Raw genomic sequence first — 16,848 nt, 5'->3', positions numbered from 1 at the left:
TTCCACAAAGGGGCGGCAATGCGATAGACGCACTACAACGCACCGGAACAACTGGACCCGGCGCCCGCCGTGCAACCATAGCAATGCTCGCCGACCGCAATACTGCCTTGGTCCAGCGCCTGGGCCGTAATGTTCTGGACGTGAACGCGCTGCCCTTTGGCGCCCAGCGGAAGCCCCAGCATCTGGTTGAAGTCGCAATCAAAGAGATAGCCCTTCCAATCCACGCTGACCAGATCACGGCACATCACCTTTGCGAGATTTTCGGTGCGATGGGCGGCGCGCAAGCGATCCATGTATTCCTGGTAGCGACCTTCCCGCCGCAACTGTCCTGCAAACCGGTTGATCGGCATGTTCGTGATCGTGAGCAGGTGATTGAAGTGGATGCTCCAATCCCGCAGTAGCGATTCCCGGTAGGCGGCTTCCAGCTCACCCTGCGGAGGCGGAAGCTCGGCCCCCTGGGGGTTGTACACAAGGTCCAGGGGCAGCCCGGAGTCTCGCTGCCCGTAGCCCAGGGCATTCAGCATCCGGATGCCCTGCAAACTGCGCTGGAAAACGCCTTCGCCTCTTTGCTGGTCAACGTTGGCTTCTTCATAGCAGGGCAGTGACGCGACGATCTGGACCTGGTGATCTGCCAGAAACTCCGCAAGACTGTCCTGCCCGGGCTCGGTCAGCACCGTCAGGTTGCAGCGGTCGATGACGGTCCAGCCCCGTTCCCGCGCCTGGGTCACCAGCCACCGGAAATGGGGGTTCAGCTCCGGGGCGCCGCCGGTCAGATCCAGCGTGGTGGCGCCGACACGATCCGCGAAGGCCAAGACCGCTTCCAGCGTGGCCGCATCCATGGACTCACGGCGATTGGGGCCGGCATTCACATGGCAGTGGAAACAGGTCTGATTGCATACATAGCCAAGATTGACCTGAACGGTGCTGACCTGGCGAGCCCGCCGGATTGAGGGGAAATCCGTAGGGTTCGACCACATCACGGGTGCTTCCATATGCCAACTCCTCAAAGCCTGCAGGGACCACGGCGGATACGCCCGATCAGTCAGGAACCCCGCCCCAGCGCCACCAATGCCGACACCATAATGGAACCCGGATTCGGTCTCCCGGATGGGAGCGTTTTCATTGGGGGCTCCTCCTGATAGGAACACGGTTCGAGACGTCCGTTCCCAACGGCCGCTCAGTGCGATGGCTCAATCCCGTGGCGAATGTTCGGCCGAGGCGGTCATGCCCTTGCGCACCACGGCCACATCCTCGAAGCCATGGGCCCGAAGCAGGCGCGCCGCGTTCTTCGAGCGCTTGTCGGTGCGGCAGACCAGAGCCAGGGGCCGATCCTTCGGGAGCTGTTCCAGGTTCGATTCCAGTTGGTCGAGCGGGATATTGGCGGCGCCTTCGATATGGCCCAGCTCGCCCGTAAACTCCTCGGGCGAGCGCACGTCAACCACCTGCGGCGGGTTTGGCCCCTGTAGCCGCTCGGCCAGTTGGGTCGTCGTGATCCATTCAGAGGGGCCGCGCAGGCGCTTGACCAGCCGCGGCAGGAAGGCGACCAGCGCCAGCAGGCCAAGGGCGATCAGAGCGGTCTGGATCGCGGCCTCGCCCCCGGCGATCGCCTGGCGCCCGGCATAGCCCACGTAAGTATAGGCCAGCGCCCCCGGGGCCATGCAGATGAACGTGGCCAGCACATAGGCCAGCAGGCGGATGCGCGTCAGGCCGAGCGCGTAGTTGAGAAGGTTGTACGGAAACAGTGGGACCAGGCGCACGAACGCGACGAAGCGCCAGCCCTCGGCTTCGACGCCGGCCACGACCTGCTTCAGGCGCCCGCCGAGCTTGCGTTCCACCCAGTCGGCGCCCAGGTAGCGTGCGATCAAGAACGCCAGGGTGGCCCCCAGGGTGGCCCCGACCAGGTTGATCAGGGTCCCCCAGATCGGGCCGAACAGGGCACCGCCGGCCAGGGTCATCACCATACCGGGGAGGAACAGCACCGAGGCGATGGCGTAGACCCCGATGAACACCAGTGGGGCGGTCACGCCAAAGTCCCCGATCCAGGCCTCCAGCGCGGCGGGGTCCAGATGATCGCGATACTGCACCGCGATCAGGATGCCGGCCATAAGGACCAGGCCCGCGCCGATCCGCAACCAGGTCGTGCGGCTCATTTGGAACCTGCCCGCCGGGCACCGGCACTGGCCTTGCGCACGACCTGCTCACTCTCGTCCTCGGTCTCCGGGCGGCGGTTCAGCGGGTAGCTGTCCGCCGGGCCAATGAAGGGCTGGATCAGCATCTTGTCCAGTCGCTCCCAGCTGGGGTCGCGGAACTGGTTGAGGCCGATGGTCATGCCCTCGTGGCCGTCCTGCGGCTGAGCATGGTAGGTGCCGAGCATGCGGTCCCACAGTGAGAGGTTGAACCCGAAGTTCGAGTTGGTCTCGTGCGGGTACCAGGAGTGGTGCACGCGGTGGAAGTCCGGCGTCACGATGAACAGGCGCAGGAAGCGGTCGATCGCCGTGGGGATACGGACATTCGAGTGATTGAACAGGGCTAGTGAGCTGAGGATGATCTCGAAGAACAGGACGGCCAGCGCGGGTGCGCCGATCGCCACAATCACCATGGCCTTGATTCCGAACGACAAGAGGATCTCCAGCGGATGGAAACGCAGGCCGGTGGTCAGATCGAAGTCCAGGTCCGCGTGGTGCATGCGATGCAATCGCCACAGCGCGGGGATCGCATGGAACATCACGTGCTGGGTCCAGACCGCAAAATCCAGCACGACGATCGCGATCAGGACCGCCAGCCAGAAGGGCATGTCCAGCACCTGCAACAGCCCCCAGCCCTGGCTTTCGACAAAGAAGGCCAACCCGACGGCGCCAGCCGGGAAGATCACCCGGGTCAGCAGGGTGCCCGTAACCACGACGCCCCAGTTGTTGACCCACCGGTAGGCCTTGCCCACGGTCAGTGCCCGCCGCGGGGCGAAGGCCTCCCAGAGCGCCATGATGGCCACCATACTCAGCAGGAACCCGATCCGGATGATCGGCTCCTGCTCCATGAACCAGTCCACCATGATGTGTCGCCTCTTGTTCGTGCCGTTCAACCGGGCACTTCGTTTAGGGAAACACTGATTAATGCACGCGCTCGCGCTCGAGTCACTTTTGCGTGCGAACAAGGCGCGGCGACTGCCGTGCAGTCATTCTGCACAAGGGAACCGCAACGCCGTGCGCGCACCCGTTTTTGATAACAACGGGCGGCCGAGCCCCTTCGGGGTTGGCACCCCAGGTTCCCCGATCTTCCGTTGCGCCCCGAATCAATCGAAAACGGGCGGGTAGAACCACTACACGCTGCACGACGCGCCTTGTCTCGGCAAACCTGGGGTGCCAACGCGAGCGCGTGCATTAATCAGTGTTTCCCTCGGTTAGATGTTCAGACCGGCAATCCCATGAATCATCGCGCCGGGTGCATGCGGAAGGCCCAGATTTTAGGCCCATCTAATATTCAACCGATTAATTGAATATTGACATTAGTCGGGACGGATGGGGCTGTCAAGCCAGGCGACAAGAGGCCATACCATTAAGGAAACACTGATTGACTTGAGAGGCTCATCGTCTTCGTGTCTGCATGTATGCTGAGGGCCTGTTTCCTGACACTTTTACCGGAATCACATGGGTTTCAAACAGGACCTGTTCAGCCAGTTCGCCCGCATCGGAAAGGCATTCGCCAGTGGCCGGCGCCTGGAGTTGATCGAACTGCTTGCCCAGGGCGAGCGCAGTGTCGATTTGCTGGCCGAGTCCAGTGGTCTCTCGGTCGCCAATACCTCCCAGCACCTGCAGATTCTGAAGCAGGCGGGCCTGGTCAAGACGCGGCGCGAGGGGCAGCGGATTTTCTATCGCCTGTCGGACGCTGACGCCGTAGTCCAGCTCTTCGACGCGATCCAGGTACTCGCGGTGGATCAGGTCGCGGAGGCCCAGCAACTGGTCAACGAAAACCTGCAAAGCAAGGATCCGCTGGAGGCCGTATCGGCGATGGACCTGGTTGAACATATCCGCAATGGGGATACGCTCCTGCTGGACGTACGCCCACCGGAAGAGTTTTCCGCAGGACATCTGGCGGGGGCGGTCAATGTGCCGCTTCCCGAACTGAACACCTTCCTCGAAGACCTTCCGACCGACCGCGAGGTCATCACCTACTGTCGCGGCCCATACTGCGTACTGGCCTATGACGCCGTCGCCCGGATGCGCGACGCGGGTTATCAGGCGCGTCGCCTTGAAGGTGGATATCCGGAATGGGCGGCCGCCGGCTTGCCGGTGGAGCCCTGATCCGCAGGGTTGCGCATTTACGCGACGAACGTTTGTCGGTGCCGCGCAGCTTCTCTCTCCCGCGCAAGGCCGAGAGGGGCTTTCTTCGGCAGCCGGCCAATGGCTTTTAGAGGAACCCGGGCGAGGGACCGGACCACTCCCCGACTTGGGACAGCCAGCGCTGCCTGGAGCCGAGGAGGTCGGAAGATTGGTGCCGGCGAGAGGAGTCGAACCTCCGACCTATCGATTACGAATCGATTGCTCTACCAACTGAGCTACACCGGCGAAGCGCGACATGATAGCGGGGGCCGGGAGCGACCACAATCCGGGCAGCCCCAGGCGAGGGTCGTCCCTCTCAGGAACGGCGGCGACCAACCCGGATGACGACATCCACGCCTTCCAGCACCTTGCCCTCGGGTAAGGCCGGCAGGTCGGAGATATCGATCCGTGCCGGATCCACGTCCTCCAACTCACCGGTATCGGTGTGGAACAGGTGGTGGTGGGGATTCATGTTCGAATCGTAGAACAGTTTGGCAGGATCGATCAGGACCTCACGCACCAGCCCCTTCTCGGCAAACAGGTTCAGGGTGTTGTACACCGTGGCCTTGGAGACGCGCGAGTCGTGGCGCACCAGCTGCGCAAGAATTTGCTCGGCGCTGAGGTGCTGATGACGGGCAAACATCACGCGCGCGATTTCGACCCGCTGCTCGGTCGGGGAGATCGCGTGGTCACGCAGGAGCCCGCGGGCGGCATCGACCGACAGCAGTTCCGTAAGGTTGGGCGTGGCGCTCATGTTTCTGACGATATAACAAGGCTCTGGAGCAAGTCCATAACCCGCTCGCAAGACAGGTTGGCGGGAACCGAAAGGGCCAAGAAGCCTGATAGAATGGAGCGGGTGATGGGAATCGAACCCACATTAAGAGCTTGGGAAGCTCCCGTTCTACCATTGAACTACACCCGCTTGAGCCAGCGATTGTAGGCCTTGTCGGCCCCCGGCTCAACGGTAAACTGAAGAGTCGAAGAACCATGCAGATTCAGCTGAACGGCGAACCCTTTGAACTGCCCGACGATCGCGAGGCCACCCTGGCCGCGCTGATCGAGGCACGCGGCCTTGGCGGCCGGCGCCTGGCCGTGGAGATCAACGAGGAGCTGGTGCCGCGCAGCGAACATGCCGTGCATCCGCTGCACCCAGGCGATCGCGTGGAAATCGTACAGGCGATCGGGGGCGGCTAGTCGAAGGGCTGCCGCACTGCATCAACAAGAATCGCGCCGCCCGCGACCGCCTCGTCCCACAACCACTTTCAACGAAGGAAGCACCATGACCGAATCGGCCGCCGCAACCGCCGACGATCTCTTCCGCGTGGGCTCACGCGAGTTCACCTCCCGTCTCCTGGTGGGCACCGGCAAGTATCGCGACCTGGACCAGACCCGCGATGCCATCGAGACCAGCGGCGCAGAGATCGTCACCGTCGCGATCCGCCGCACCAACATCGGCCAGAACCCGGACGAACCCAACCTGCTGGACGTGATCTCGCCGGAGCGCTATACCCTGTTGCCGAACACCGCAGGCTGCTTCAACGCCGAGGACGCCATCCGCACCTGCCGCCTGGCGCGCGAGCTTCTGGACGGCCACAACCTGGTGAAGCTGGAAGTCCTGGGCGACGAGAAGACCCTCTATCCGGACGTCTTCGAAACGGTAAAGGCCGCCGAGACGCTGGTGGCCGAAGGCTTCGATGTGATGGTCTACACCACCGACGACCCGCTGCTGGCCAAGCGCCTGGAGGACATTGGTTGCCTGGCGATCATGCCGCTGGCCGCGCCGATCGGTTCGGGACTAGGCATCCAGAACCGCTACAACATCCGCGAGATCGTGGAGAACGCCACGGTTCCGGTGCTGGTGGATGCCGGCGTCGGCACCGCCTCGGATGCCGCGATCGCGATGGAACTGGGCTGTGACGGCGTACTCATGAACACGGCCATCGCTGCTGCCGACGACCCGGTGATGATGGCCTCGGCCATGCGCCACGCGATCATCGGCGGTCGCCAGGCCTTCCTCGCCGGGCGCATGGCGCCGCGGCGCTACGCCTCGGCTTCCTCGCCACAGACCGGCCTGTTCTTCAGCTAGCATGAAGGAGCCTGCCAACGCTGGGGCGGAAGACAAACCGTTCTACCGCCGCATCCGCAGCTTCGTCCGGCGCGAGGGCCGGCTGACCCCCGGTCAGCAACGGGCCCTGGACGACCTGTTCCCACGCTTCGGCCTGCCGCTGCCGGAACCCGCCGCCCCCCTCGACCTGGCCGAGATCTTCGGGCGCACGGCACCCGTGACCCTCGAGATTGGCTTTGGCGATGGCGAGAGCCTTGCCGAACAGGCGGCCAACCACCCGGAGCGTGACTTCATCGGGACCGAGGTGCATCGCCCCGGGGTGGGGCACTTGCTGCGCGAAGTGGAACAACGCGGCCTGGCCAATGTGCGGGTGAGTGACGTCGATGCGGTGGAGCTGCTGGAGCACTACCTGACCCCCGGCAGCCTGGACTGCGTGCAGGTGTTCTTCCCGGACCCCTGGCACAAGAAGCGCCACCACAAACGCCGGCTGATCCAGCCCACGTTCGTGCGCCACCTGGCGACGCGCGTCCGGCCGGGCGGGCGCCTGCACCTGGCGACCGACTGGTCCGACTATGCGGAACACATGATCGCGGTGATGCAGGAATGCGCCGTCTGGTTCGAGCCCGATGGTCCAGTCCCGGCCCCTGGACGCCCCCCGGATCGCCCGGTCACCAAGTTCGAGCGCCGCGGGGAACGGCTTGGCCACCAGGTGGCCGATCTCCTCTATCGGCGCACTGACACACCGGCCTGACGCGGGACCGCGTCAGACGTTCTTGACCACCAGCACCGGGCACTCAGCACCGCCGACCACGCGCTCGGAGACGCTGCCCATCAGCAGGCGCTTGATCCCGGTACGGCCGTGGCTTCCGACCACGATCAGGTCGCGCTGATCGCGCCGGGCGATGTCCACCAGTGCGATCTCGGGCCGCCCCTCCTCGGTGGTGGCATCGGCCTGACGCCCCTGCTCCCGGGCTTCGCCCTGCAGACGCTGCACCGCCTCCACACCCTCCTGACGCCGCTCGTCGCTCTGGCCGGGAACCGCCACCGAGGCAATGGTCAGCGGCAAGTCACAGTATCCCGCCAGTTCGATGGCCGCGCGCACGGCCTTGTCACCCAAATCGGAACCATCGGTGCCCACCAGCAGCCCGCGATGCGGCGCCTGGGCCCCGCGCGGCACCACCATCACGTTACAGGGGGCCAGTCCGATTACCTTGCGTGTGGCGTCGCCAACCATCAGGCGTGCGATGTCGCCACGGTCACGCCGGCCAATCACGATCAGACCCGCCTTGAACTCCTCGGCAATCGCAACGATCTCCTGGTGCCGATCCACCCCGTGGCGCAGGATCATGGAGGCATCGATCCCCGCCTCACGGGCCCGCTTTTCCAGCACGTCCAGATCGGCCTGGCCGGCCACACTCGCCTCGTGGCTACGCGGCGGGGACAGGGCATCGTGCTGGGTATCCGTCAGGATGATGCGTGCGACGATCAGGCGCGCACCGCAGCGCTGCGCCAGGTCCAGCGCTACGCTCTCGGCGGATTCGCTGAATTCGGAACCATCCGTCGCCAGGATGATGGTCTCGAAACGGCACAGTGGGGCTTCGGAATCGGACATGCGGGGGTCTCCACCTGGACATTTTTTCCAGCATAACCGACACGTTCACAAACGCCAGCACCGGCAGACCCAGGGGTCACATGCCGGGACCGGGACACACCCCATCCGGCGATCCACGACGGGGTGCCCGGCACCCAGGGCCGGGGACGGCGGCGGCCACGCTTTTTGCGTCCGGGCGCGCGGAATGAAATAATCCCGCGCTTTCAAGGGAAAGGCGGAGCCCGATTCCTCCGACCCGCCCCCGGCGTTTGCGCTTGGCGCACGCCTCCTTCGGCTTCCGGCCACGCGCCGTCCGGCGCGGGTCTTCAGGACACGACTGGAACATGGAAAACCTTACGCTGACCACCGAGATGATCGTGGTGCTCGCGCTGCTCGCGTTCACGATCTTCCTGTTTGTATCCGAGATCATCCGTGTCGACCTCGCGGCCATCTCGGTGATGGTGTTGCTGGGCTTGCTGACGCTGGTCCCCGGCCTGGGCATGCTGGTGGGCCAGGAAGAGCTGTTCAGTGGCTTCGCATCGAATGCGGTGATCTCCATCATCGCGGTCATGATCATCGGTGCGGGGTTGGACAAGACCGGGGTGATGCACAAGGTGGCCGCCTTCATCATGCGCGTGGGCGGGACCACCGAGAAGAGCATTATCCCCACCGTATCCGGCACGGTGGGCGTGATCTCGAGCTTCATGCAGAACATCGGCGCGGCCGCCCTGTTCCTGCCGGTGATGAGCCGGATCTCCAACCGCCTGAACATCCCGCTTTCGCGCCTGCTGATGCCGATGGGCTTCGCCGCCATCGTCGGCGGCACCATCACCCTGGTGGGCTCCAGCCCGCTGATCCTGCTGAACGACCTGCTGCCCTCTGACATGGAGCCGTTCCAGCTGTTCGACGTGACGCCGATCGGCCTCGCCCTGCTGGCCACCGCCATCGTCTATTTTGTCGTCCTGGGGCGCTTCGTGCTGCCTTCGGTCAAGAGCAAGTCGGCCCAGCGCGAGAGCGCCCAGGACTACTTCCAGCGCGTGTACGGGCTGTCGTACGAAGTGCACGAACTGTTCGTGCCGGAGAACGACCCCCTGGTCGGGCGCACGGTGGCCGAGATCGAACGCGACACTGGCATTGCAATCGTCGGGACCTACGTACGCGACGAGTTGCGCATGGCGCCCTGGACCGGCTACGAGATCCAGGCGAACTCGCACCTCGCGGTGCTCGCCAGCCCCAAGCGCATGGAAAAGCTGTGCGAGGGCACGCGCAAGCGCCCGACCACGAACCTCGACGTGTTCGCCAACGCCCTGGACAGCGGGCGTTCCGGTGTCGCCGAGGTCGCGATCGCGCCGGGATCCAACCTGGCGGGCAAGACCGTCACCGAACTGGCGATGCGCCAGACCTACGGCCTCTCGGTGATGCGTATCCAGCGCGGTAGCGAGACCTACGGCGAAGGCCTGCGCGACATCCCGCTGGAGACCGGCGACATCCTGGTGGTGCACTGCACCTGGGAATCGCTGGCGCGTCTGGAGCAGGACCGCGACTTCGTGGTGATCACCTCGGACTATCCGCACGAGGAACTGAGCCCGTCCAAGGTCCCGCACGCCCTGTTCTTCCTGGCGCTGACCGTGGGCCTGATCGTGTTCACCGACCTGATGCTGTCGGTGGCCCTGCTGACCGGCGCGCTGGGCATGATCCTGACCGGCGTTATCAGCCTCGACAGCGCCTATCGCGCGGTCAGTTGGAAGACCGTCTTCCTGCTCGCCTCGTTGATCCCGCTGGGCATGGCGGTGGAGAACACCGGCACTGCCGCCTGGATCGCACAAAACACCCTCGACATGCTGGGTACCGTGCCGCCCTGGGTGCTGCAGGCGACGATCTTCGCCCTGGCCACGTTCTTCACCCTGGTGATGTCCAACGTCGGCGCGACCGTGCTGCTGGTACCCTTGGCGATCAATTTCGCGATCGCCGCGCAGGCCGCGGGGATGGACGCCGACCCGCGCGTATTCGCGCTGACCGTGGCCATTGCCACCTCGAATTCCTTCCTGATCCCGACCCACCAGGTGAACGCCCTGATCATGGGCCCCGGTGGCTACCGGGTGAAGGACTTCATGAAGGCCGGCGGCATCATGACCATCCTGTTCGGCGTGGTCGCGATGTTCATGCTCAATCTGATTTTCTAGTCTTTTAAACGCAACCTTCCGCAACCCGTTTGCAAGGAGAACTCCCATGTCCCAGAAGCATCCCGTGATTGCAGTGACCGGTTCCTCGGGTGCCGGCACCTCCACCGTCAAGCGCTCCTTCGAGTCCATCTTCCGCCGCGAGCAGATCAACCCGGTGGTGATCGAGGGCGACAGCTTCCATCGCTATGACCGCAAGGCGATGAAGGAAGCCATGCAGAAGGCGGCCGCCGACGGCAACCACCACTTCTCGCACTTCGGCCCCGACGCCAACCTGTTCGACCGAGTCGAGGGTCTGTTCAAGACCTACGGCGAAACCGGCCAGGGCGAGAAGCGCTACTACCTGCACTCCGACGAAGAGGCCGCCGAGCACAACGCGCGCCTGGGCACCAACCTCGGCCCGGGCGAGTTCACTCCCTGGGAAGAGATCCAGCCGGGCAGCGACCTGATGTTCTACGAGGGCCTGCACGGCCTGGTCGTGGACGGCGAGGTGAACGCCGCGCAGCACGTGGATCTCGGCATCGGCGTGGTGCCGATCGTGAACCTCGAGTGGATCCAGAAGATCTTCCGCGACAACGCCGAGCGTGGTTATTCCGCCGAGGCCATCGTCGACACCATCCTGCGTCGCATGCCGGACTACGTGAACTACATCACCCCGCAGTTCGGCTACACGGACATCAACTTCCAGCGCGTGCCGACGGTGGACACCTCCAACCCGTTTATTGCCCGTGCGGTGCCGACCCCGGACGAATCGATGGTGGTGATCAGCTTCAAGGATCCGGCGAAGTTCGGCATCGACTTCCCCTACCTGCTGAACATGATCCCGGATTCCTTCATGTCCGATCCCAAGACCCTGGTGGTACCGGGCGGCAAGATGAGCTTCGCGATGGAGGTCATCCTCGCGCCGATCATCCACGAGATGCTGTCGCGCCGCGGCTAATCCGGCCCATCCGGAGAAGTTCCAAGCCCCGCTCCGGCGGGGCTTTTTTCGTTTGAGGCCGGGCATTCCGTTACGATCCAGACTTTCCCCGACAGGACGGAGTTGGCGTGTTCGGACTCTTCGGGCCTCGACCGGCCCAGCAGATGGAACGCTTTCGCAGCCGCTACACCGCGCGCTCGCTGATCGTGCACCAGGGCTTTGCCGGAGACTGGCTGGAGGAACTCCTGAAGCAGCCCGGGGGCGGGGGCCATTTCCGGATCGACAGCCGGCCCCTGCCACGGCGGCGCCCGACCCCGGTGGAATGGTTGGTGCAGACCCACATCCTGCCGCTGGAACTGCCGCAACCGCTGTTTCTGGACGTGCGCGAGGACGCGATCCTCGCGCGTCACCTGACCCGGGGGGGACACCCGGTGCACCCGTCCGAGATCGCCTGGTTCCTGGAGGAGCTGGACCGCCGTCACCATGCCCGCCTCGCATTCACCGGAGACGGCGATCTGCAGGTGCAGCGGGGCATGCCCGAACAAGATAACGAGGCACTCAGCATGCTGGAGCAACTCGGTCTATGAACGCAGCCTTTCGCAGCGCATCCACCACCGGCGAAGATCCCAAGGCCCTAGCAGACGCCCTGATCGCCCAACTCGGCGAACAGCCGCCACGCGCCGAGGACCAGGTACGGGTGGGCTTCATCTACCTCTCCGACCCACTGACCCGACATGCCCGCGCCCTGCTGAAGCACCTCCGCGAGGGCCTGGGCGTCGATCACTTCGTGGGCGGCATGGCCATGGCGATCATCGGGCCCCAGGAGGAGTTCTACGAGCAGACGGGTGCCGCGCTGATGGTGGGTGAATTTCCCGCGGCCAGTGTCCGCGTGATCCACCGCCCGGTGCGCCGTCTGGACGACCTGATCCAGGATCTGGACGGGTTCCTGGACCCGCAGACCCCGGGGCGCCTGATCCTGAACGCGGACCCGCGCATGGAGGGCCTGGAAGACCTGCTGACCGAGATCGGCGAACAGACCGCCTGGTTCGCTACGGGCGGAGTCAATTCGGGCGAGGATGGCGTAGTCCAGATTGCCGATGGCGTGGCCGCCTCGGGCCTCACCGGGCTGGCGCTGCGCGAGGACGTCGCGATCGCCGCGCGCCACACCCAGGGCTGTACCCCGCTGCCGGGCCAGCACGAGCTGACCGAGACCTGGCGCAACATCATCGTGCGCCTGGATGGCCAGCAGGCGTTGACGGCCTTCAAGGGCATTATCGGCGATGTGCTGGCGCGCGACCTGGAGCGGGCGCTGGGCTACATCCTGGCCGGCTTCCCCATTGCCGGGTCCGATACCGGCGACTACCGCGTGCGCAACATCATCGGCGTGGACCTCGACCAGGAAGTTCTGGCCGTAGGCGAAATGCTGGAACCGGGTACCAAGATCCTGTTCGTGCGCCGCGACGGCCAGGCCGCGACGGAGGACCTGGAGCGCATGCTGGAACAGATCCGCGCCCAGACCCCTAACGGCATCCGAGGGGCGATCTATGTTTCCTGTGTTGGCCGCGGGCGCCACCAGTTCGGCCAGGCCGGCACGGAACTGGCGATGGTACAAAAGGGTCTTGGAGGGGTGCCGCTGGTCGGTTTCTTCGCCAACGGCGAGATCTTCTCTAACCGCCTGTATGGCTACACCGGGGTCCTGACCCTGTTCACCTGAACTGCCCAAGCGGCAAGGGATTGGCATGCAATACCGCAGACTGGGACGTACCGAGATCGAGGTCAGCCTGATCGGCCTGGGCACCATGACCTGGGGCGAGCAGAACACCGAGGCCGAGGCGCACGAACAGCTCGACTACGCCTTGGCTCAGGGCGTAAACCTGATCGATGCCGCCGAGATGTACCCTGTGCCGCCGCGCGAAGAGACCCAGGGGCTGACCGAGACCTATATCGGCAACTGGCTGGCCAAGCGGGGCAATCGCGACCAGGTGGTACTGGCCAGCAAGGTGGCCGGCCCCGGCATGATCGACTACCTGCGCGGCGGCCCAAAGCTGAACCGCGAGCATATTGAACAGGCCCTGACGGACAGCCTCACGCGCCTGCAGACCGACTACCTGGATCTCTACCAGGTGCACTGGCCCGCGCGCGCCACCAACTTCTTCGGCCAGCTCGGCTACACCCACCAGCCGGAAGACGACGCGACCCCGATTGAGGAGACGGCGGCGGCGCTGAAGGCCGTGGTGGAGAGCGGCCGCGTGCGCACCATCGGCATCTCCAACGAGACCCCGTGGGGATTCATGGAGTGGATCCGCGCCCATGACCGCGGCCTGTCCGAACGCATCGTCTCCATCCAGAATCCCTACAACCTGCTCAACCGAAGCTTCGAGGCCGGCCTGGCCGAGATGGCCATCCGCGAGGACGTGGGCCTGCTCGCCTACTCCCCGCTGGCCTTTGGCATGCTTTCCGGCAAGTATCTGGAAGGGGCCAAACCGGAAGGGGCCCGACTGACCCTGTTCGAGCGCTTCCAGCGCTACAGCAACGAATCCGGTCTGGCCGCCACCGCCGAATACGCGAAGCTGGCGGCCGCGCACGGGCTGACCCCGACCCAACTGGCACTGGCCTTCGTCAATCAGCAGCCGTTCGTGACCAGCAACCTGGTCGGCGCGACGACCATCGAACAGCTGCGCGAGAATATCGCCACCGTGGACGTCACCCTGTCCGCTGCCGTGCTGGAGGCCATCGAAGCCATCCACGCCCGTTATACCTACCCCTGCCCGTAGATCCAGTACTCCAGTGCATCTGATCGACACGCATGTCCACCTGGACCTCGACGCGTTCGATCCCGACCGCCCGGCGGTGCTAGACCGCGCCCGTGCCGCCGGCGTGCAAGAGCTGGTCCTGCCGGGGGTCACCCGCGCCCGCTGGCCCGACATCGACGCCCTGCACCGGGAGCACGAAGGCCTACACGTGGCCTACGGCCTGCATCCGATCTTCCTCCGCGACCATGCGGATGAGGACCTCGACGCGCTGGAGACCTGGCTGGACACGCACCCGGAGGCCGTTGCCGTCGGCGAGATCGGGCTCGATGGATTCCGAAAGGATCTCGACTGGGAGCGCCAGTGGCGCTACTACACACGGCAACTGGCCATCGCCCATGAACGCGACCTTCCGGTGATCATCCACAGCCGGCGCGCACTCGACGAGGTGCTCAAGGGACTGCGTCAGCACCCGGGCCTCACCGGCATCCTGCATGCCTTTATCGGGAGCCCGCAGCAGGCCCGACAGGCCGCGGATATGGGGCTTTGCCTCGGGATCGGCGGCCCCGTGACCTACGAACGCGCAAAAAAACTGCACAGGGTGGTCCGCGAGGCACCGTTAGAGGCACTGGTGGTGGAGACCGACGCGCCGGACCAGCCGCTGGCCGGGCACCAGGGAGAGCGCAACGAGCCGGCCATGACCGCCAAGGTCAATCGCCAGTTAGCAAACCTGCGGGACATGGACCCGACGGACATGGCTATAATCACGTCACGAAACGCACGCCGGGCTCTCCGGCTTCCGACCGGTCCCGACGCATGAGCACGCCCGCCGACGCCCCGCAAAACCCCTACACCGAACGCACCGACCTGTTGCTGGGCCACGACGTCACCGCGCGTCTGCGCGACCGGCATGTGTTCATCGCCGGGCTGGGCGGCGTGGGCAGCTACGCGGCCGAGGCGATCGCGCGCGCGGGCATCGGCCGCATGACACTGGCCGACCACGACGTGGTGGGCGCCTCCAATCTGAACCGCCAGCTGGTCGCCTTGCGCTCGACCGTGGACCGGCCCAAGACCGAGATCATGGCGAACCGCATCCACGACATCGATCCCGACATCGAGCTCACCATCCGCCACGACTTCCTGCAGCCCGACACCATCGGTGACCTGGTCCCGGAGGATGCCGATTTCGTGCTGGACGCGATCGATTCCATCGTCTGCAAGGCCGCGCTGGTCGCGACGGCCCAGGCACGCGGACAGGGCGTGATCTCGAGCATGGGAGCCGGCGGACGCATCGATCCCACAGCCGTCCGGGTGGGGCCGCTGGCGGGGACGCGTGTGTGCCCCCTCGCGCGTCAGATGCGCAAGCGCCTGCGGCGCCTGGGCGCGCATCTCGACTACCCCGTGGTGTTTTCCATCGAACAGCCGCGCAAGGGAACGGAGCACCGTCCGGTCGGCGATGGTGGACGCCCGCGCTCGGTCAACGGCACGATCTCCTACCTCCCTGCGATCTTTGGCCTCACCGCCGCCGGGCACGTGATCCAGCAGCTAATCGCCCGCACCTGACGCACCAAGCCCCGTCATTGCAAGGCGCAAAGCGCCGCGGCAATCGCCGGGGGGGTCCCCCAGCGGTACTGCTAGTCGTCGAACACGGCCTCGATGCGGGCCTCGATATGCTGATCGGCATCCGGGCCGAACTGCGTGCTGGCCGGGTCGAAGCGGTCGCAGAAGGCGTAGGCGAACTTCAGGTCCTTCACCCCCAGCGCGCCGAACAGTCGCGCCTCGAAGGAGTGATCCTCGGGGTTCTGGATCAGGGTCGGCCAGCCATCCGCGCCCGGGGCCAGGGCCGGACCGAAGAACACCACACCGGGCAGGTTCTTGAGGCGCAGTGCACAGGAACCCTCGGTCACGCCGGCCATCGGCAGGAAGTCGATGGTGCGCGACAGGCGCTGCTTGCGATTGAAGGCGATGTCGATCTCGCCGCCCGCCGCGCGAATCGCCGGGGCCTCGGCCTCGAAGGCCAAGGTCTCGATGCCCGCTGCGCGCCAGGCATCCAGGTCCTGCGCCCCGTACCGGCTGGGCAGGAACAGGTAGGCCGGCTTGGTGATGGCCCGAATGGCCTCCAGTAGCGGCCCGGAGTAGGCCGGCGCATTCACAAGGATGCCGCCCAGCTCAAGATCGTCGATCAGCCAAACGGCCGGTTCCGAATCGCCGACCCGATAGATCGTCCGGTCGCGCAGCTCGACCAGCGGGGCGCTAATCACAGGTTCATTGGCCATGCGCATTCTCCGATAACGTCTTCGCCGGGCGCGGCTCGATCCCAGCCATGGTGGTCTCGATCCAGTCTTCGGCCTCGCCCAGCACCTCGACCGGCTTGCGTCCTGCGGTCTCGATCGGGGGACCGATCACGACCTCTATGGTCCCTGGATAGCGCCGCAGCCCCTTCTTCGGCCAGAAGCTACCGCTGTTCAGCGCCACCGGCAGGACCGGATAGCCGGTGCGTGCCGCGAGCATCGCACCGCCCTGGCGGTAGCGGCCGTGTTCGCCCGGTGCCACGCGCGTGCCCTCGGGGAACACGATCACCCAGCGCCCCTCGTCCAGACGCTTCTGACCTTCGGTCACCAGGTTCTCCAGGGCCTGGCGGCCCGCATCGCGATCAATGGGTACCGGGTCGATCATCGCCAGCGTCCAGCCAAAGACCGGAATGCGCATCAGCTCGCGCTTGAGCACCCAGGTCTGCATCGGAAAGATCGCCACGAAAGCGACCGTCTCCCAGGCCGACTGGTGTTTGGACAACACCACGTGCGGGCGCGACGGGTCGATGTGCTCGGCCCCCTGCACGCGAAACTCCGTGCCGCAGGTGATGCGCAGCCACCAGATGTTGAAGCGCCCCCATTGCGTCAGTACGCGGTAACGGGCGCGGCGGGATAATGGCCAGATCAGCGGCGGCACCAGCACGCCGAACACCAGCATCGAGCCGATGAACCCGACCTGGAACAGCAGACCGCGGATCAGGGGCAGCATCGGAAG

The 16,848-nt window shown here is 65.3% G+C and carries 18 protein-coding genes and 2 tRNA genes; 11 read left to right on the top strand and 9 right to left on the bottom strand.

Annotation, left to right across the window (positions count from 1 at the left end; genetic code table 11):
- Positions 1–32: 32 nt before the first annotated feature.
- From arsS to F462_RS06385, 3 genes are all read right to left on the bottom strand, one after another.
- Complete coding sequence (arsS, locus tag F462_RS06395) at positions 33–992, bottom strand: arsenosugar biosynthesis radical SAM (seleno)protein ArsS (protein ID WP_038052562.1); 960 nt, start codon at positions 990–992, stop codon at positions 33–35.
- A 198-nt stretch (positions 993–1,190) separates the two neighbouring features.
- Positions 1,191–2,150, bottom strand: a complete 960-nt coding sequence (locus tag F462_RS06390; RefSeq protein WP_038052561.1) for a VTT domain-containing protein — start codon at positions 2,148–2,150, stop codon at positions 1,191–1,193.
- The gene (locus F462_RS06385; protein WP_038052558.1) at positions 2,147–3,049 is read right to left on the bottom strand and encodes a sterol desaturase family protein; all 903 of its coding nucleotides are present in this window, start codon (positions 3,047–3,049) and stop codon (positions 2,147–2,149) included. The genes F462_RS06390 and F462_RS06385 overlap by 4 nt, the downstream gene beginning before the upstream one ends.
- A gap of 595 nt (positions 3,050–3,644) precedes the next feature.
- Here F462_RS06385 and F462_RS06380 point away from each other — a divergent pair.
- Positions 3,645–4,298, top strand: coding sequence for a metalloregulator ArsR/SmtB family transcription factor (locus tag F462_RS06380; RefSeq protein ID WP_038052557.1), 654 nt, complete (start codon positions 3,645–3,647; stop codon positions 4,296–4,298).
- Between the two features lie 188 nt (positions 4,299–4,486).
- Here the strand turns inward: F462_RS06380 and F462_RS06375 are convergent.
- The 3 genes from F462_RS06375 to F462_RS06365 form a co-directional block, all read right to left on the bottom strand.
- A tRNA-Thr gene (locus F462_RS06375) sits at positions 4,487–4,562 on the bottom strand.
- A gap of 70 nt (positions 4,563–4,632) precedes the next feature.
- Positions 4,633–5,070, bottom strand: a complete 438-nt coding sequence (locus F462_RS06370; protein WP_038052551.1) for a Fur family transcriptional regulator — start codon at positions 5,068–5,070, stop codon at positions 4,633–4,635.
- A 94-nt stretch (positions 5,071–5,164) separates the two neighbouring features.
- A tRNA-Gly gene (locus F462_RS06365) sits at positions 5,165–5,238 on the bottom strand.
- Positions 5,239–5,303: 65 nt separating this feature from the next.
- Between F462_RS06365 and thiS the strand changes: the two genes are divergently transcribed.
- The 3 genes from thiS to trmB all read left to right on the top strand — a co-directional run bounded on the left by thiS (position 5,304) and on the right by trmB (position 7,132).
- Positions 5,304–5,510: a sulfur carrier protein ThiS gene (gene thiS / locus F462_RS06360; protein ID WP_018141197.1), complete on the top strand. Its 207-nt coding sequence runs from the start codon at positions 5,304–5,306 to the stop codon at positions 5,508–5,510.
- An 85-nt stretch (positions 5,511–5,595) separates the two neighbouring features.
- Positions 5,596–6,402 carry a thiazole synthase gene (locus F462_RS06355; protein ID WP_018874200.1) on the top strand — a complete coding sequence of 269 codons (807 nt, stop codon included), beginning with the start codon at positions 5,596–5,598 and terminating at the stop codon, positions 6,400–6,402.
- Between the two features lies 1 nt (position 6,403).
- Positions 6,404–7,132 carry a tRNA (guanosine(46)-N7)-methyltransferase TrmB gene (gene trmB / locus F462_RS06350; RefSeq protein ID WP_038052549.1) on the top strand — a complete coding sequence of 243 codons (729 nt, stop codon included), beginning with the start codon at positions 6,404–6,406 and terminating at the stop codon, positions 7,130–7,132.
- 12 nt (positions 7,133–7,144) lie between these two features.
- Here trmB and F462_RS06345 read toward each other — a convergent pair whose 3' ends face one another.
- On the bottom strand, positions 7,145–7,993 hold the full coding sequence (locus tag F462_RS06345; protein ID WP_038052547.1) for a universal stress protein: 849 nt from the start codon (positions 7,991–7,993) through the stop codon (positions 7,145–7,147).
- Positions 7,994–8,316: 323 nt separating this feature from the next.
- Here F462_RS06345 and F462_RS06340 point away from each other — a divergent pair, with 323 nt between their 5' ends.
- From F462_RS06340 to F462_RS06310, 7 genes are all read left to right on the top strand, one after another.
- On the top strand, positions 8,317–10,155 hold the full coding sequence (locus tag F462_RS06340; protein WP_038052544.1) for an SLC13 family permease: 1,839 nt from the start codon (positions 8,317–8,319) through the stop codon (positions 10,153–10,155).
- 46 nt (positions 10,156–10,201) lie between these two features.
- Positions 10,202–11,092 carry a phosphoribulokinase gene (locus F462_RS06335; protein WP_038052541.1) on the top strand — a complete coding sequence of 297 codons (891 nt, stop codon included), beginning with the start codon at positions 10,202–10,204 and terminating at the stop codon, positions 11,090–11,092.
- Positions 11,093–11,199: 107 nt separating this feature from the next.
- Entirely contained in the window at positions 11,200–11,658 is a 459-nt protein-coding gene (locus F462_RS06330; protein ID WP_038052539.1) for a hypothetical protein, read from the top strand.
- A complete protein-coding gene (locus F462_RS06325) occupies positions 11,655–12,785 on the top strand; it encodes an FIST signal transduction protein (protein ID WP_038052536.1) in 1,131 nt (376 codons plus the stop codon). The genes F462_RS06330 and F462_RS06325 overlap by 4 nt, the downstream gene beginning before the upstream one ends.
- Before the next feature lie 25 nt (positions 12,786–12,810).
- On the top strand, positions 12,811–13,845 hold the full coding sequence (locus tag F462_RS06320) for an NADP(H)-dependent aldo-keto reductase (RefSeq protein WP_038052533.1): 1,035 nt from the start codon (positions 12,811–12,813) through the stop codon (positions 13,843–13,845).
- Between the two features lie 13 nt (positions 13,846–13,858).
- On the top strand, positions 13,859–14,641 hold the full coding sequence (locus tag F462_RS06315; RefSeq protein ID WP_038052532.1) for a TatD family hydrolase: 783 nt from the start codon (positions 13,859–13,861) through the stop codon (positions 14,639–14,641).
- A complete protein-coding gene (locus F462_RS06310) occupies positions 14,638–15,384 on the top strand; it encodes a tRNA threonylcarbamoyladenosine dehydratase (protein ID WP_038052531.1) in 747 nt (248 codons plus the stop codon). Before F462_RS06315 ends, F462_RS06310 begins: the two co-directional genes overlap by 4 nt.
- A 71-nt stretch (positions 15,385–15,455) precedes the next feature.
- On the opposite strand, the gene F462_RS06305 is transcribed toward F462_RS06310, so the two are convergent.
- Positions 15,456–16,097, bottom strand: coding sequence for a hypothetical protein (locus F462_RS06305; protein ID WP_038052530.1), 642 nt, complete (start codon positions 16,095–16,097; stop codon positions 15,456–15,458).
- Positions 16,087–16,842 carry a lysophospholipid acyltransferase family protein gene (locus F462_RS06300; RefSeq protein ID WP_038052527.1) on the bottom strand — a complete coding sequence of 252 codons (756 nt, stop codon included), beginning with the start codon at positions 16,840–16,842 and terminating at the stop codon, positions 16,087–16,089. The genes F462_RS06305 and F462_RS06300 overlap by 11 nt, the downstream gene beginning before the upstream one ends.
- Between the last annotated feature and the right edge of the window lie 6 nt (positions 16,843–16,848).

This window comes from Thioalkalivibrio sp. ALJ1 (genome assembly GCF_000745395.1).
In the GTDB taxonomy this organism is placed as follows: Bacteria; Pseudomonadota; Gammaproteobacteria; order Ectothiorhodospirales; family Ectothiorhodospiraceae; genus Thioalkalivibrio.
The sequence above is the reverse complement of the archived record's forward strand: the minus strand, read 5'-3'. Positions and strand labels throughout refer to the sequence as shown.

What these genes read in the sequence shown, in the direction of transcription:
- arsS (WP_038052562.1), bottom strand. Translation starts at nt 992, where the DNA reads ATGGAAGCACCCGTGATGTGGTCGAACCCTACGGATTTCCCCTCAATC.
- F462_RS06390 (WP_038052561.1), bottom strand. Translation starts at nt 2,150, where the DNA reads ATGAGCCGCACGACCTGGTTGCGGATCGGCGCGGGCCTGGTCCTTATG.
- F462_RS06385 (WP_038052558.1), bottom strand. Translation starts at nt 3,049, where the DNA reads ATGGTGGACTGGTTCATGGAGCAGGAGCCGATCATCCGGATCGGGTTC.
- F462_RS06380 (WP_038052557.1), top strand. Translation starts at nt 3,645, where the DNA reads ATGGGTTTCAAACAGGACCTGTTCAGCCAGTTCGCCCGCATCGGAAAG.
- F462_RS06370 (WP_038052551.1), bottom strand. Translation starts at nt 5,070, where the DNA reads ATGAGCGCCACGCCCAACCTTACGGAACTGCTGTCGGTCGATGCCGCC.
- thiS (WP_018141197.1), top strand. Translation starts at nt 5,304, where the DNA reads ATGCAGATTCAGCTGAACGGCGAACCCTTTGAACTGCCCGACGATCGC.
- F462_RS06355 (WP_018874200.1), top strand. Translation starts at nt 5,596, where the DNA reads ATGACCGAATCGGCCGCCGCAACCGCCGACGATCTCTTCCGCGTGGGC.
- trmB (WP_038052549.1), top strand. Translation starts at nt 6,404, where the DNA reads ATGAAGGAGCCTGCCAACGCTGGGGCGGAAGACAAACCGTTCTACCGC.
- F462_RS06345 (WP_038052547.1), bottom strand. Translation starts at nt 7,993, where the DNA reads ATGTCCGATTCCGAAGCCCCACTGTGCCGTTTCGAGACCATCATCCTG.
- F462_RS06340 (WP_038052544.1), top strand. Translation starts at nt 8,317, where the DNA reads ATGGAAAACCTTACGCTGACCACCGAGATGATCGTGGTGCTCGCGCTG.
- F462_RS06335 (WP_038052541.1), top strand. Translation starts at nt 10,202, where the DNA reads ATGTCCCAGAAGCATCCCGTGATTGCAGTGACCGGTTCCTCGGGTGCC.
- F462_RS06325 (WP_038052536.1), top strand. Translation starts at nt 11,655, where the DNA reads ATGAACGCAGCCTTTCGCAGCGCATCCACCACCGGCGAAGATCCCAAG.
- F462_RS06320 (WP_038052533.1), top strand. Translation starts at nt 12,811, where the DNA reads ATGCAATACCGCAGACTGGGACGTACCGAGATCGAGGTCAGCCTGATC.
- F462_RS06310 (WP_038052531.1), top strand. Translation starts at nt 14,638, where the DNA reads ATGAGCACGCCCGCCGACGCCCCGCAAAACCCCTACACCGAACGCACC.
- F462_RS06305 (WP_038052530.1), bottom strand. Translation starts at nt 16,097, where the DNA reads ATGGCCAATGAACCTGTGATTAGCGCCCCGCTGGTCGAGCTGCGCGAC.
- F462_RS06300 (WP_038052527.1), bottom strand. Translation starts at nt 16,842, where the DNA reads ATGCTGCCCCTGATCCGCGGTCTGCTGTTCCAGGTCGGGTTCATCGGC.